The following is a 14,621-nucleotide window of genomic DNA, read 5'->3' as shown; positions in this document are numbered from 1 at the left end:
GCAGCCTTTCGGGGCAAAAGCGATCTACGATGGGGTGGCGCTGATCGTTGCGCACCGTGTCCGCTTCGGAACTGGAGGCGACTGTGGGTGCATTGGGCATTGATCTCGGCAACACGAACACGGTCGTCTGCGCGGCGCGCAGCGAACTGCTGCTGGAAGAACCCTCGGTGATGCTGCTGCGAGATTCCGGTGCCCGGCGCCCGAAGGTCGCGGCGGTCGGGCACGACGCGCGCAGCCTCGTCGGCCGCACGTCGAACGGCGTGTCCGCGGTGCGCCCGTTGCGCGACGGCGTGATCACCGACCTCGACACCGCCCAGGCCTACATCCGTGCGGTTCTGCACAAGCTCGCGCCGCATCGCTGGCAGCGGCTGCGGATCCACGCGGTCGTCGGCGTGCCGCTGGGCGCGACCCCGCTCGAACGCCGGGCGCTGCTGGAGGCCGCCGAGGAAGCCGGTCTGCACCGGCCGGCGCTGCTGGCCGAGCCGATCGCGGGCGCGATCGGCTGCGGGATCGATCCGCTGGACCGCCGCACCCACCTCGCCGTCGACATCGGCGGCGGCACCGCGGAAGTGACCGCGTTCTGTTTCGGCGAGGTGGTGGCCCACCGTTCGTCCCGGGTCGCCGGCGACGAGATGACCATGGCGGTGTTTCACCACCTGCGCGAACAGCACGGGATCCTGCTCGGCGAACTCGACGCCGAGGACATCAAAGTCCGGTGCAGCACCGAGGAAGGCCCGACCATCGCGGTCGCCGGACGGGACGCCGCGACCGGGCGGCCCAAGGTCGCGACGGTGACGATCGAGGAACTGCAGGCCGCGATGCGCCCGGTGATCGACGCGATCGTGCAGACCCTCGCCGCATGTATGGACGACCTGCCCCCGCAGAGCGTCGGCGACGTGCTGTCCGAGGGGCTGCTGGCCTTCGGCGGCGGTTCGCTGGCGCGCGGCGTGCATCACCGGCTGGACGAGGCGCTCGGCTTCTCGGTCAAACCGGCCGAACGGCCGCTGACCTGCGTCGCCGAGGGCGCGGCCAAGGCATTGCGCGATCGTCGCCTGCTGGACGCGTTCCGCGGCTGGTGAGTCACCGGCCGGGCGCCTGCACCGGCGGCATCGCGAGAATCTCGTTCTGGTGGGCGAAATAGTAGCCGAGTGCCTCCTGCACAACGGGTCCGGCGCTGGTGGCGCCCTCGCCCGGCCCCTGCACCACCGCGGTCGCGACGATCGACGGGTCGTTCATCGGTGCGGCGGCGGTCATCCAGTCATCGAGCCCGCCGTTGGGGCTGGACGGGTCCTGCGCGGTCCCGGTTTTGGCCCCGACCGGGACGGGCAGCGCCTTCAGGCGACTCGCGGTCCCCGAGGTGACGGCGGCGCGCATACCGTCACGCACCGGGCCGAGTGCTCCGGCGAACGGTAACGCGACGCGGGCCTGGGGCGGCAGCGCGGTGTAGGTGGAGGTGCCGGTCGCGAGGCCGAGCCGCGGCGTGACCAGGCTGCCGGTCGCCGCGGCCGCCGTCCAGCGCGCGTCCTGCAGCGGCGTCACGGTGAGGTAGCCCTGGCCGATCCCGAGGATCACGGTGGAACCCGCGTACCAGTGCTGGACCGTCTTCGGGGTGCCGAGGTAGCCGCCGCTTTCGGCAGGCAGGTCGATGCCGGTCGGCGCCCCGACGCCGAACTGCGAAGCGACGCTCGTCAGCGCGTCCGGGCCCAAAGCGTTCGCCAGCTTGTAGAAGTACACGTCGTTGGACCACGCGATGGCCTGCACCAGGTTCTGGGGCGGCAGGGCGCTCCAGTTGTGGAAGGTGTGGCCGCCCAGCGTGAACGACGCGCCGGTGGGGATCACGTTGCCGGGGTCGAAGACCGGATGGGCCATATCGGCCGAGGCGACCACGAGTTTGAACGTCGACCCGGGCGGCATGGCGACCTGGGTGGTGTGTTCGAGCATGGGCTGGCCCTGGGCGTGCTCGGCGTCGCGCAGCCCGGCCGTGTCCACCGGTGGCCCGTAGATGTTGTTGTCGTAAGAGGGAAGGCTCGCCATCGCGAGTATCGCGCCGGTCTTGGGATCCATCATGACCGCCGAGCCGAGACCGCCCGGTGGCTCGGCGGCCAGTGCGGTCGCGAGAGAGGCGGTGAGTTGCCGCTGCAACGCCAGGTCGAGGGAAAGCCGCAGGTTGGCGCCGGGGACGGCCCCCTGGAACGAACCCTGCGCGACCGGCACGCCCGCCGGGTCGACGGCGAAGCAGTCCTTCCCGTCCACGCCGCGCAGCACCGCGTCATAGGTCTGTTCGAGCCCGCTCCGGCCGACGATCTCGCCGTTCGGCAGGCCGGGCCAGCGGCGCAGATCGGCCGGTGTCGCGACTCCGGCGAAACCGAGGACCGGCGCGAGCGTGGCGCTTTCGAGATAGTGGCGGGTGGGTTTCGGGGCCAGCACGACCCCGGGCAGGTTGGCGGCGGTGATCTTGTCGCCCAGCGCGTCCGGCACGTCGGCGAGCGGGGTCGACAGCGCGGTCGCGGGCGCCGCGTCGAGTGCCGAACGCAGGGTGCCCGCCGGAATGCCGGTCAGCGTGGACAGGCGCCGGACGTCGTCCGCGTGACTCCGCAGCAGAGCGGGTGTGGCCAGCACCGTCTCGGTGCCGGCGCCGGCCGCCAGCGCGGTGCCGTGCCGGTCGGTGATCATTCCGCGGGGGGCCGGGATGGTGGTGCACCGGGTCATCTGCGACTGCGCGGCCGTGCGGAGCGCGTCGCCCTGTGTGGTCTGCAGGTTCCAGGCGTAGAGGCTGAACACGACCAGCAGGCCGGTCAGCGCGAGCGCGGCGAACCGGGCGAGGCGAGGGCGGGCGTACCGCCACGACGGTGCCGACCACAGCCGCCGGCGGGCGCCGTCGCGGCGCACGCTCAGCACGATCCCGAGCGCGATCAGATGCACCACCACCGCGGTGCCGCCATAGCTGACCAGAGGGAACGGGACGCCCGCGACCGGCAGCAGGCCGAGGTTGCCGCCCAGCGACACGACGGCTTCCACACCGAGCAGCATCGCGAACCCGGCCGCGACGAGTGCCCCCGGGCGGCTGCGCGGAACGCGTGCGGCCAGCGCCAGCCGCCACACGAGGACCAGCGCGGCCAGCACCGCGGCCGCGCCGGCGACCAGTCCCCATTGCTCGACCAGGCTGGCGAGCGCGAGGTCGGTTTCCCGGTCGGGGAGGTATTCGGCGAGCAACTGCCGCAGCGGGTTGCCCGCCTGTCCCCGCCAGCCGCCCGAGGCGAGCGCGATATGCGCTTGCAGCACGGCCCATCCTGGTCCGGCGTCGGCGGGGTTGGCCGACAGGAACGTGGTGATCCGCTCGATCTGGTAGGGCCGCAGCAGGCTGATGGCCAGCGGCGCGGCGACCGCGGCACCGCCGAAGAGCGGGAGCAGGAACCGCATCGGGATCCGGCCGAGGATGAGCATCGCCACGGTGATCGCGACGAGCAGGGTGGCGGTGGACAGATCGGGTTCGAGCACGGTGAGCCCGATCGGCACCACCGCGAGCACGACGGCGAAGGTGAACCGCTGCCACGCCGGGCGGGTCGAGCCGGTCACGGTGGCCAGCACGATCAGCAGCCCCAGCTTGGCCAGTTCGGACGGCTGGAAGGTGAGCGTGCCCAGCGCCAGCCAGCGTTGCGCGCCGTTGGCGTGCGTGCCGACGACGAGCACGGCGAGCAGGAACAGCACGGCGAGCGCGTAACAGGTCCAGCCGAGCACGGTCAGCACCGAGGCGCGCAGGCGCCAGAACACCGCGAGCGCGAGCACGCCCGCGGCCGCGATGATCGCCTGGTGCCCGGCGAGCGACGTTCCGCCGATCGCGTAGAGGTTCAGCAGGCCCAGCCCGACCAGCACCACCATCGCCACGACGGCCAGCAGGTCGAACGCGCCGGACGCGATGTGCGGCAAGCGAAACCGGGGCCAGTGCCGGCCGCCGCCGAGCCGCCGCCGCTGACGGCGGTTCAGCCTGCCCGGGCGCCAGGAGCCGCCGGTCCCACCGCGTTCCAGGGTCAGCATGAGGTGGCTCCCAGCAAGAGCGGCGCGCCGGTGGCTCGCGCGGGCGAGGTGGTGACGACGTGCACCGCGAGCGCTCGTGCCGCCGGCAGAGGCACCTGACCCACCACGGTCGGGCCGGTGCCACCGGCGACGACCGAGCCGCCGGGCACCGTGGTGCGCGTGCCCGTGCAGCGGTCGGTGACCTGGAATTCCCACCGCACCGTGACCGGCGCGGGCGGTGGGAGCAGCCGGACCAGGATCCGGACGTCGCAGGTCGTCGCGGGGTCACATGGCTGCAGGGCACGTAGGTCGACGCCGCTGACCGGCCCGGCGGACGCCGGCGCGGGAGCCGTCACCGGCAGCAGCGGCGCAGGAACGGCCTGGGGTGGCGGGGCCGCCGGTTTCTCGCCGCCCAGCAGCAGGTTCAGGTCGCCCGCGATGTGGTCGTGCAGGAACACGAACTCGGCCACGACCGCCGCGGCGAGCACCAGGAGCGCGGCCAAGGCGCGCCAAAGGGGACGCAGCGTGGCGCGCAGTTTCGGGCGGCGCGCACTCTCCGGTGCCGCCAATGGCGCGGGGCTGGGTCGCGCCGGCGGCGGTGCTTCGTGCCCGATCGCGGCCCGGACCAGCGCCGATACCTCGGCCAGCGGCCGTTCGGGAGCCAGCGGTACTTCGTCCACTATGGACAGTATTGCCGCCGGTCCGGCTCCTGCGGCAGCGGCTTCGGCCGCGGCCCGCAACGGTGTCCCGTCCTGTCCGGCGACGGCGGCCAGCACGCGCAGCACGCCGGCCAGCCCGTCCGGATCGGCTCCCGGAGCGACGACCACGTCTCCGTACTGGTCGACGAACACGGACTCGAGGTCCGCGGCGTGCGAGGACATCGCCGCGGCGGTGATCTCTCGGGCGAGGAAGTGTGCCTGTGGCGGGGTGAGCTTCGCGATCTGCAGCAACCGCCGGAGGCGGACAGCATCCGTCGTGCGTACGACCTCGACCCGCTCAGCCATAGCGTCACCTCTGGCCCCGCGCCGCAACTGTGCCGGTACCCAGGGTCGCGCCGATGCGCCCGCGGGGAAACCCCTGACGGCCAGGAGTTCCCTAGATCGTTATCCGCGCCCGGTGGGACCGTCCACAATGGTCAGTGGCCGGGGCGGTCCCGATCGCCGAGCAGGCTCAGTTCGGATAGCCCACAGGAGTTCCGCCGGTCTGGACCGCGTAGCCGGTGGCGCTGTTCGAGCCGCCGAGAGCGGGGCTGTCCATGGTGTAGGCGATATGCGCGTAGCCCGCGGGATCGGTGTCGACCCCGAAGTCGTCGAAGAGCTGGCGGCCGCCGGTGCAGGAGATACCGCCCTCGCAGACGCTGCCCTGGTGCACGGCCGTGACCTGCCTGGTCGACCAAGAGGTGAGGTCGCCGCTGGTGTGCTGCGCGAAGTAGACGTACCAGGTGCGCGCGTCCGGCGTGCCGTAGTAGACCAGATCGACACCCGCGCTGGTCGCCACGAGCCAGGGTTCGATGGCCTGCTTGGTCGTGGACACCGGCCCGGAACAGGTCCAGGTGTCGCCGTGGTCGCCGCTGCGGGCGACGTAGATCGCCGAGCCGTTGGACATGGCGTAGTACAGCGTGCCGTCGGGCGCGACGGAAACGTTGGGGAAGACGTGGCCGAGGCCGTTCTTGCCGAAGCTCGTGGAACAGCCGATCGGCTTGATGGCCCAGGTGCTGCCGCCGTCGTCCGACACCCCGGCGAACGCCTCGTCGTAGGCGGATCCGGTGGCGGTGCTGGGCGCCACGAACGACTGATAGGCCCAGAACCCGCCCGCGACCGGGGAGGCGTTGCGGTGGTCGATGACCAGGTTGCCGAGTTCGTTGTTGGTCGCCTTGTAGTCGGTGTCGGGGATGACGCGGGCCAGCTGGGTGTAGAGCTGCCCGCCGTTGTCCGAGCGCAGGATGTCGATGTTGTCGGTGGCGACGTCGTGATAGCTCAGCAGGGAGGTGTCCGCGCCGTAGGCGGCGATCCACTCGCGGTCGTCCAGCGGCAGCCCGGCCTGCACGGGCATCTGGCTGAAGGTCACGCCGTTGTCGTTGGACACCGCCACGTTGACCGAGCCGAGATTCAGGCTCGCCACATACATCCGGTAGGTCCCGGACGACGATTTGACCGGCGCGAATGCCGTGTCGGTGTCCCCGCCGGACAGGCCGATCCCGCCGATCGCGTTGGGTTGTCCCGCATAGGTGAGGCCGCACGCGGTGGCGGCGCTGGAGCCGCGCCAGTACTGGCTGCCCCCGCCGAGGCCGGTTTCGGAGCTGATCCCGACGAGCCCGGCCCGCGAGACGTGGATCGAGGGCTCCCCGGCCTGGTTCGTGCCGCATCCGGTTTGTCCCGCGGTCTGGACCTGCAGTTGACCGGTGGAGAAGGCACCCGAGCCGGTCGTCACCCCTGCCGCGCCGGGAGTGGCGAGCACCACGGTGAACGCCGCAGCCATCGCCGTCGTCGCAAGCCGTCGACCCGACCGTCGTGACCGGAACCCACCCATGGCCGCTCCCTGTGCGTGATCGCGCGGCGTTGTCGCCACGCCAGGTGATCGATCACAACACTCGAATGGGTGAAAAGCAAGACGCGATTCGTGGGGACGGTGACGCGAAATCGATTCGCGAACATTGTTCAATAATCGCGAGGCGAGCCGGTGCGCCTCCGGAAATTGAATTCCTGCGGACGACAGCCGGGAGCCCGGCGCTGGAAAAACCGCGCCGGGTCTCGAGAACGGCGTGATCCCTCAGGCGGCGACGGTGGCGCCGGTGAACTTGACCGCCATCTTGGGGGTGCCGGTGCCGTCCTGGCTCTGCGCGGCGGAAGCCGGGTCGATACCGGCGCGGGCGACCTTGTCCAGCACCTGCAGGCCGGCGTCCGAAATGGACCCGAAGACCGTGTAGTCCGGGCTGAGCTGCGCGTCGCCGTACACCATGAAGAACTGGCTGCCGCCGCTGTTGGGCTGCGAGGTCTTCGCCATCGCGAGGATGCCGCGCCCGTAGGTCAGCTGCGGGAAGTTCTCGTCCGGGATGGTGTAACCGGGCCCGCCCATGCCGGTTCCGGTCGGGTCGCCGCACTGCAGCATCTGCAGGCCTTGCGTGCCGAGGCGGTGGCATGACGTGCCGGTGTAGAAGCCCTGGTTGACCAGGCTCAGGAAGCTGTTGACGGTGCACGGGGCGAGCGCGCGGTCGAGCGTCAGCGGGATGTCGCCGGCGGTGCTCTTCAGCGTGACGTTCACGGTGCCGGCCGACGGGACGTTCTTCCCGCCCGGGACGGTGGCCTTCTTGGCGCTCTGCTGGTCGGACGCCGCGGGGTAGTCGCACGTGGTCGGGTTCGGCAGCGGCGCCGGCCGCTTGACCTCGTTGACCCGCTGGGTCGGGATCTGGATCGGGGGGCTCTCCGGCGCGCTCGACGGCGGGGCCGCCGAATTGGCGCTGTCGCCGCTGCTCCTCGTCGCGAAGAAGACCACCAGCCCCGCGACCACGACCACCACGCCCACGGTCGCCCCCACGCCGATGATCTTGCGCCGGCGGGCGCGCTCGGCGCGGCGGACGAGCTGCCGTTCGAGCTTGCGCTTCGCGGCCTCACGGCGTTGCTGGTTGGTCGCCACCTGCCCCTCCAGAATCTGTATCGACTTCACCGATCGGGTGGCGGCAGTCTATGGGCACAGCCTGTGAGAACCCCGTACAGGGCCGGTTAGGGTGAACACCCGGACTGACTGGAGGTGGCGTTTCGTGCTCGTCGTCGGATTCGCCGCCGGCGTATTACGGGCGAACTGTTACCTGCTCGCACCCGCGGCCGGTAGCCGCTGCATCATCGTGGACCCGGGCCAGGACGCGCTCGCGGGCGTGGAGAAAGCCTTGGGGGAGCACGATTTGACACCTGTCGCGGTGCTCGTGACGCACGGGCACGCCGACCATGCCGAATCCGCGGGCACGTTCGGGCTGCCGGTGTGGCTGCATCCGGGCGACCGGGATCTCGTCCCGATATCCACTTGTGATCTTGCCGAGACGACGCTCGAACTCGCCGGCCTTGCGGTCCACGCCTGGCACACCCCCGGTCACACCCCGGGCTCGATGATCTTCCGTCTGGACACCCACGAGGGGGGCCGCGTGGTGCTCACCGGTGACACGGTGTTCGCCGGCTCCGTCGGCCGGGGCGACCGGGAGACGCTCGCCGCTTCGGTGCGCGACAAGCTGCTGCCGCTGCCGGACGACACCGTGGTCCTGCCCGGTCACGGGAACGCGACGACGATCGGGCGTGAGCGGGCGTTCCTGTCCGGACAGGCGGTGGCCCGGTGAACGAACCGAAGGAACCGGAACGCCTGCCGCTGCATCAGGAGGATCCGGCGGCCCGCCGGCGGCGGCTGCTGTCCGGCCTGATCGGCGCGGTGGTGTTCGCGGCGGCGTTCGGCGGGATCGGCGGGCTGATCGGCGGTCAGCTCACCGGCCTGATCGTCGCGGCCGTGGTCGCGGTGCCGTTGCTGTACGTGGTGATCTTCGCGGCACGGCGGCGGCTCTGGCTCGAGGGCTCCGCGGTGCTGGTGCGCACCTGGCGGACGCGGCGCGTCGACATCGTCGAGGCGAGCCGGATCGACCTGCTGGTGACCGACGTGCGGGGGATGCGCACGGTGAGCCTCATGCTCAACTCCGGCCGGCGCGGCAAGACGGCGAAGATCGACCTCGCGGTATACGCCGGGACGGGCGGGCGCGAGCTGAACGTGCTCGCCCTGCGCAGGCTGGCGAACGCGCTGATGAACAACATCGAGGCCAACGGCATGGTCTTCTCCGAACTGCTGGTGTCGCAGCTGAAGTCCGAAGCCCGCGGGGACGCCGCCGCCGACCGGCCGCTCTACCGGCTCGCCGCCGCCGCGCCGGCCGGCCGGCTCGCCCAGCGGTTCACCATGGACGCGGTCAGCCGGTTCGTCGCGCACCTCGACTGAGCCGCGGTGTCGCGGAAATCGTCACTCAGGCGAGGCGGACCGGCGAGGCCCGGTCCGGGTGACCTCCCCGTTGCGGGAGCCCGCGGCGCCGGGCATCCGGCGCTCGATCTCGGCGAGCTGTTCGCGGACCCGTTCCAGCTGGTACACGACCTCCGTCAGCTCCTCGGCGGCGAAGGTGGCGAGCCGTTCGAGCTGCTTCACCGCGTCCCGCAGCTCGGTCAGCACGGTCGTCAGCCGCGGCAGGCTCTGCACGGCCTTGAACGTGGTCCGGGCGAAGCGGGACAGGCGGCGCGGCAGTGCGAGATCCATCGCGACACCCCTCTTGTTCGCTTGCCGGACTTCGTACCTCACGCTTCCTGTCGCGACGAAACCGGGGCCTTGACCTGTGGCTTGTGTTTACTTCTGTGACTGTTGTGGTCCCTGGGAACGGTTTCGCGGCTCGCGATGAGCGCGGCCAGCACCGTGGTGACCGGGACGGCGGCGACGATCCCGACACTGCCGGCGAGCGTGCGGACGATCTCCTCGGCGACATCCTGTGAGCTGAGGATGGCGCCCAGCCCGACCCCGGACAGCGACGAGTAGAGCATCACCGGCAGCGCGGCGCCCGCATACGCCATGACGAGGGTGTTCACCGCCGAGCCCACGTGGTCACGGCCGATCCGCAGGGCCGACCGGTACAGCTCGCGCCAGCCGAGGTCCGGGTTGGCGCGGCGCAGTTCCCATACGGCGCTCGTCTGCGTCACCGTCACGTCGTCGAGTACGCCGAGCGCGCCGATCACGATCCCGGCGAGCAGCAGGCCGCGCGCGTCGATCCCGTGCCCGAGCGTGCCGATGAGCGTGGACGTCTCGTCGTCGAGCCCGGTCAGCGAGGCCGCCACGGAGAAGATCACCGACAGGACGCCGATGAGCGCGAGGCTGGCCATCGTGCCGAGTACCGCGACCGAGGTTCTCGCCGAGAGCCCGTGTGTCACGTACAACGCCACGAACATGATCACGCCCGCGCCGACGATCGCGACCAGCAGCGGGTTCTCCCCGGCGAGGATCGAAGGCAGGACGAAGAGCACGAGTACGACGAAGCTCATCACCAGCGCGCCGAGCGCGGCCACGCCCTGCCAGCGCCCGAGCACGACCACGGCGACGGCGAACAGCGCGGCCAGCAGCACCAGCGGCACGCCACGCTGGAAGTCGACGATCTGGTACGAACTCGGGTCCTTCGCGTCGCCGCCGTTGTAGGACAAGACCACCTTGTCGCCGGCGCTGAACCGCGGCGTGCTGGGCTCGATCGGGACGATGAGCTTGATGCTGGTCCCGGCGGCGGCACCGTCGGTGAGCTGGACGTCCGTGGTCAGGCACGGCTTCTGGCCTGGCTGGGGTTCGGAGCCGACCTGGACCTGGCCGGGCGCCAGACACGGCCCGCTCAGTGCCGTGACGATGGTGCCCCGCACGGGCACGCCCTGCTCGTAGGCGCCGGCCGGTTTCGCCTTCCCCCACGGGTACAGCACGATCATCCCGGCGACCGCGGCGGCCGCGATCGGGATGAGCAGCCAGGCCAGCAGCCGGCGCACCCGGCGCGACGCGGGCGCCGCCGGGCCGTGGCCATGTCCATGCCCGTGCCCGGTGGCCGGGGCGCGGCGGCGGGCGGGCGGTTTGGCCGGTTCCCGGCGGGGGACTCGTGGCGGCTCACCGGTGATGCGGCGGATGGGGCCGGTCTCGGCCTCGGCGATGTCGTCACTTGCCACCGCGTTATCGTGCACAGCGCCGGCGGGCGTGGTGCGCCCGGGTGCGGCGCGTGGCGAATTCGTGACCGGATGCCGCGTAACGTCCGGGTTTCTCCGGCGTCTCCTCCCTGACAGACCTGGTGAACGGAGGACCGCTGTGCGCACCGACGTCGTGGAACAGCATCAGTTCGTGACCCTCAACGGATGTGGTACCCCGGTGTTCTCCCGCTGGTCCTACATCGCGGGCGACCCGTATGTCGTGATGCTGGCGTTCCGGACCGACCGCGGCCGGTGGATCGAGTGGTCCTTCGGCCGGGATCTGCTCATCGAGGGCCTCGTCGAACCCGCCGGGCTCGGTGACGTGCGCGTTCGCCCGGATCTGGCGTTCGAAAGGGACCTGCTGGTGATCGAACTCGAATCACCGGACGGGTACGCCGTCGTCGAGATGCGCCGCCGCGACGTCGAGAAGTTCGTCGACGCGACCTGCCAGGTCGTCGCGCCCGGCACCGAGAGCGAACTGCTCGACATCGACGCGTTCATCGCCCGGATCAGCAAGGTCTGACCGCCGTTCACGCACGCATGATCGGGTGGGGCGGTGAAGACCATCGCCCGCACGGCCGCCGCGCTCGCCGCGGCCGCACTGGTTTCCGTTGCCGCTCCCGCCGCCTCGGCCGACGACCTCGTCGCGCCCGGGGTCGGCTACCGGACTTTCACCGTGTCCACCGCACATGGACCGGTCACGGCCTATCTCGTGACCGTGGACCTGCGGACGGCGCGGCTTGACCTGCTGCATCCAGCTGACGTGGCCGAACGGGAGGGAGTGGCGGAGATGGCCACCGCCCAGCACGCCGTGGCGGGCACGAACGGCGACTTCTTCAACATCAGCGAGACCCACGCCGGGGTGCCGGCCACGGGTTCGTCGGTCGGCCCGGAGATCGCCGGCGGCCAGGATCTGAAGTTCGCCGTGCCGGACGGCCAGCGGTTCGGGCCCGCGATGCCGCCCGGAGCCACCACCAAGATCGTGTTCGGGCTCGGCGAGGACCAGCGCGCCCGAGTGTCCAGTGTGGACCTGCACGGTGCGGTCGTGTCGTCGAAGGGGACCTTCGAGCTCGAGGGGCTCAACCAGTACGCCATCCCGGTCGGCGGGATCGGCGAGTACACGCACGACTGGGGCGAGGTCTCGCGGGCCCGCGCGGCGTGCGGCACCGATACGAACCGGTCCGCGGGATGCACGACGCAGGTCGAGGAAGTCGTGGTACGGCACGGGGTTGTGACGTCGGAATCGGAGACGCTGGGCGCGGGCCCGATCCCGGAGGGCACCGTGGTCCTGGTCGGCCGCGAGCAGGGCGCGGACGAGTTGGAGCGGCTGGCGCCCGGTGATCACGTCGTGGTCGGCGGGCGGCTGAGCGCGCGGAACGTGCCGCCGTTCGAGTTCGCCGTCGGCGGGTTCCCGATCCTCTCCGGCGGGCAGCCGGTGCCCGGTCTGGACGCCGCCACCCTCGCGCCGCGCACGGCGGCGGGCGCCAGCGCGGACGGCCGCACCGCATACCTGCTCACGGTCGACGGCCGCAGCGCGGCGAGCTCCGGTATGAGCGTCGCCGAGCTCGCGGATCTGCTGCACTCCGCCGGCGCCGCAGTCGGGGTGAACCTCGACGGCGGCGGCTCGACCACGATGGCCGTCGGCGGGCACGGTCAGGCGGCGACGGTGCGCAACATCCCGTCCGACGGCACGGAACGCGCGGTGGCGAACGGGATCGGCGTGTTCAGTGCGCGTTGAGGTACGCCGGGTCCGGCGCCGGGATCGGCACGTCCGGTTTGCCGGCCAGTAGCTGGTTGAACGCGCTGAAGTACGGCGGCGCCGCCACCGTGCCACCGAACGCGCCGTGCCCGCAGCTGCCCAGGTGCACCGGGGTGCCCGGGCAGATCTCCTCGGGATGACGGCCGTCGGCGAAGACCATGGACGACACGGCGTAGTTGTCGACCCCGCCGACGAACGCGACGGACTCGCTCTCCTGCGTGGTCCCGGTCTTGCCGATGTCGGGGTGGGTCCAGCCCGCCGCGTGGGCCGCCTGGGCTGAGGTACCGCTGACGGTGTCCTGGCTCAGTCCGGCCATGAGGGTGTTCGCCAGGCCGGGCGGCACCACCTGCTCGCACGGCTGCTGCTTGACCGGCACCGGTTTCCCGAACCGGTCGGTGACCGACAGGATCGGGTTGGGTGGGCACCACTTGCCCGCGCTCATCAGCGTCGCGGGCACGTTCGCCATCTCCAGCGTGCTCACCGGGCTGTTGCCGAGGGTGAACGACAGCTTGTTCTGGAAGTACTGCGACTGCGGCTCGCTGTACTGGGGGTTCGACGAGCTCGGATCGGGGGTGGCGCCCGCGTCGTTGGTGGTCAGCGTGTTGCGCAGGCCGAGCCGCCGCGCCATGTCGAGCACCGCCGCCATGCCGACCTCCTGCTCCAGCCCGACGAAGGCGACGTTCGGCGACGTGGCCAGGCCATCGCGCAGGGAGATCGGGTCGGGGTAGTGGAGCCCGTCGTTCTGGATGCAGTAGGGCGGGGTGTACTTGTTCGCCCCGGGCTGGACGAAGCAGTGGCCGCCCTGGTTCGGCAGGGGAGTGTTGAGCCCGGCCTTCCCGGCCTCCATCGCGGCCGCCGACGTGAAGATCTTGAAGGACGAACCCGCGCCGAACACGTTGCTGGGATGCGAGACGATGTCCGTCGAGGTCTCGCCCTGCGCCGGATCGGTGCCGAGGTTGCGGTTCGCGACCATGGCGAGCACCTCGTGGGTGTCCTGCCCCGGTGAGATGACCGCGAACGTGTTCGCGACGCCGTCCTGGGTGGTCGGCACGTTGGCGTCGACCGCGTTCTTGACGGTCTGGCTCACCACCGGGTCCATCGTGGTCCTGATCGTGTAGCCGCCGGTGGCCAGCTGGTCCGCGGTGAACCCGGCCTGCTGCAGGTAGCCTTCCGCGTACGAGCAGAAGAAGCCCGCGTCCGCGGGGGCGCCCATGCAGGTGCTCGGCGGGATGTCCGGACCATTGTCGATCACGCCGAGCGGGCTCGCCTTGGCGGCCTCGGCGTCCTTGGCGGCGAGCGTCCGGTTGGTGACCATCGCGTCGATCACCGTGTTCCGCCGCTGCAGCGCCTGCTCCGGATGCGTGTACGGGTTGTACAGGTTCGGGTTGTTCACCATGCCGGCCAGCAGCGCCGCCTGCTGCACGTTGAGCTTGTCCGGCGTGGTGTGGAAGTACGCCTGCGCGGCGGCCCCGATCCCGTAGATGTTCCCGGCGAACTCGACCACGTTCAGGTACCCGGTGAGGATGTCCTGTTTGGACTGGGTCTGGCCCAGCTGCACCGCGATCTTCGCCTCGCGCAGCTTGCGGGCGATCGTGTCGGCGCGGTCGGCGTACTGGGCCGCCTTGTCGGTCCGGTCCACGACGTTGATCAGGTAGTTCTTGACGTACTGCTGGGTGATCGTCGACGCGCCCTGGGTGGCACCGCCGGAGCTGTCGTGCAGCGCCGCGCGCACCATGCCCTTCGGGTCGACCCCGCCTTCGGACCAGAACCGGCGGTCCTCGATCCCCACGATCGCGGCGGTCATCGTGGGCGCGATCTGGTTGTAGGTGACGGGGATCCGGTACTGGTCGAACAGCGTCGCGATCGGGTTGCCGTCGCGGTCGGTGACCGTGGTGACCAGGGGCTGCTGGCTCGCGGTCAGGCTGGCCGAGATCCCGTCGACCGAATCGCTCACCTGGTTCGACAGGACGCCCGCGCCCATCGCCACCGGCGCCAGGACCCCGGCGACCAGGACACCCGCGATCGCGCAGGAACCGACAAATCGGGGGAGGTTACGGGAAAGCTGCACACCCGCGACGATAGTCAGGTTTCGGTGAGACTTCTGTTGCGGCCTTGCTCTTTACCTT

At 71.1% G+C, this 14,621-nt stretch carries 12 protein-coding genes; 5 read left to right on the top strand and 7 right to left on the bottom strand.

Going from position 1 to position 14,621, the window contains the following annotated elements; genetic code table 11:
- Window positions 1–56: 56 nt before the first annotated feature.
- Window positions 57–1,079, top strand: a complete 1,023-nt coding sequence (locus FG385_RS25940) for a rod shape-determining protein (protein WP_200834652.1) — start codon at window positions 57–59, stop codon at window positions 1,077–1,079.
- Window position 1,080: 1 nt separating this feature from the next.
- Here FG385_RS25940 and FG385_RS25935 read toward each other — a convergent pair whose 3' ends face one another.
- The 4 genes from FG385_RS25935 to FG385_RS25920 all read right to left on the bottom strand — a co-directional run bounded on the left by FG385_RS25935 (window position 1,081) and on the right by FG385_RS25920 (window position 7,647).
- Window positions 1,081–4,035, bottom strand: coding sequence for an FtsW/RodA/SpoVE family cell cycle protein (locus FG385_RS25935; RefSeq protein WP_139099416.1), 2,955 nt, complete (start codon window positions 4,033–4,035; stop codon window positions 1,081–1,083).
- A complete protein-coding gene (locus FG385_RS25930; protein WP_139099415.1) occupies window positions 4,029–5,018 on the bottom strand; it encodes a hypothetical protein in 990 nt (329 codons plus the stop codon). Before FG385_RS25930 ends, FG385_RS25935 begins: the two co-directional genes overlap by 7 nt.
- A 166-nt stretch (window positions 5,019–5,184) precedes the next feature.
- Window positions 5,185–6,492, bottom strand: coding sequence for a sialidase family protein (locus FG385_RS25925; protein ID WP_139099414.1), 1,308 nt, complete (start codon window positions 6,490–6,492; stop codon window positions 5,185–5,187).
- 291 nt (window positions 6,493–6,783) lie between these two features.
- Window positions 6,784–7,647, bottom strand: a complete 864-nt coding sequence (locus tag FG385_RS25920; RefSeq protein WP_139099413.1) for a peptidylprolyl isomerase — start codon at window positions 7,645–7,647, stop codon at window positions 6,784–6,786.
- 124 nt (window positions 7,648–7,771) lie between these two features.
- Between FG385_RS25920 and FG385_RS25915 the strand changes: the two genes are divergently transcribed.
- Together FG385_RS25915 and FG385_RS25910 are read left to right on the top strand one after the other, a co-directional pair.
- Window positions 7,772–8,338, top strand: coding sequence for an MBL fold metallo-hydrolase (locus tag FG385_RS25915; RefSeq protein ID WP_139099412.1), 567 nt, complete (start codon window positions 7,772–7,774; stop codon window positions 8,336–8,338).
- Window positions 8,335–8,979, top strand: coding sequence for a hypothetical protein (locus tag FG385_RS25910; RefSeq protein ID WP_139099411.1), 645 nt, complete (start codon window positions 8,335–8,337; stop codon window positions 8,977–8,979). The genes FG385_RS25915 and FG385_RS25910 overlap by 4 nt, the downstream gene beginning before the upstream one ends.
- 21 nt (window positions 8,980–9,000) lie before the next feature.
- On the opposite strand, the gene FG385_RS25905 is transcribed toward FG385_RS25910, so the two are convergent.
- Together FG385_RS25905 and FG385_RS25900 are read right to left on the bottom strand one after the other, a co-directional pair.
- A complete protein-coding gene (locus FG385_RS25905) occupies window positions 9,001–9,288 on the bottom strand; it encodes a hypothetical protein (RefSeq protein ID WP_139099410.1) in 288 nt (95 codons plus the stop codon).
- A 38-nt stretch (window positions 9,289–9,326) separates the two neighbouring features.
- On the bottom strand, window positions 9,327–10,718 hold the full coding sequence (locus tag FG385_RS25900; RefSeq protein WP_139099409.1) for a YibE/F family protein: 1,392 nt from the start codon (window positions 10,716–10,718) through the stop codon (window positions 9,327–9,329).
- A 136-nt stretch (window positions 10,719–10,854) separates the two neighbouring features.
- Between FG385_RS25900 and FG385_RS25895 the strand changes: the two genes are divergently transcribed.
- Together FG385_RS25895 and FG385_RS25890 are read left to right on the top strand one after the other, a co-directional pair.
- Window positions 10,855–11,259, top strand: a complete 405-nt coding sequence (locus FG385_RS25895; RefSeq protein ID WP_139099408.1) for an SsgA family sporulation/cell division regulator — start codon at window positions 10,855–10,857, stop codon at window positions 11,257–11,259.
- Between the two features lie 33 nt (window positions 11,260–11,292).
- Window positions 11,293–12,474, top strand: a complete 1,182-nt coding sequence (locus FG385_RS25890) for a phosphodiester glycosidase family protein (protein WP_139099407.1) — start codon at window positions 11,293–11,295, stop codon at window positions 12,472–12,474.
- Here the strand turns inward: FG385_RS25890 and FG385_RS25885 are convergent.
- Window positions 12,461–14,563, bottom strand: a complete 2,103-nt coding sequence (locus tag FG385_RS25885) for a transglycosylase domain-containing protein (RefSeq protein ID WP_139099406.1) — start codon at window positions 14,561–14,563, stop codon at window positions 12,461–12,463. The genes FG385_RS25890 and FG385_RS25885 overlap by 14 nt on opposite strands.
- Window positions 14,564–14,621 lie beyond the last annotated feature (58 nt).

Origin of the sequence: Amycolatopsis alkalitolerans (assembly GCF_006152065.1) — a bacterium.
GTDB lineage: Bacteria > Actinomycetota > Actinomycetes > Mycobacteriales > Pseudonocardiaceae > Amycolatopsis_E > Amycolatopsis_E alkalitolerans.
The sequence above is the reverse complement of the archived record's forward strand: the minus strand, read 5'-3'. Positions and strand labels throughout refer to the sequence as shown.

Coding starts and splice junctions, on each gene's coding strand:
- FG385_RS25935 (WP_139099416.1), bottom strand. CDS start 4,035: ATGCTGACCCTGGAACGCGGTGGGACCGGCGGCTCCTGGCGCCCGGGC.
- FG385_RS25930 (WP_139099415.1), bottom strand. CDS start 5,018: ATGGCTGAGCGGGTCGAGGTCGTACGCACGACGGATGCTGTCCGCCTC.
- FG385_RS25925 (WP_139099414.1), bottom strand. CDS start 6,492: ATGGCTGCGGCGTTCACCGTGGTGCTCGCCACTCCCGGCGCGGCAGGG.
- FG385_RS25905 (WP_139099410.1), bottom strand. CDS start 9,288: ATGGATCTCGCACTGCCGCGCCGCCTGTCCCGCTTCGCCCGGACCACG.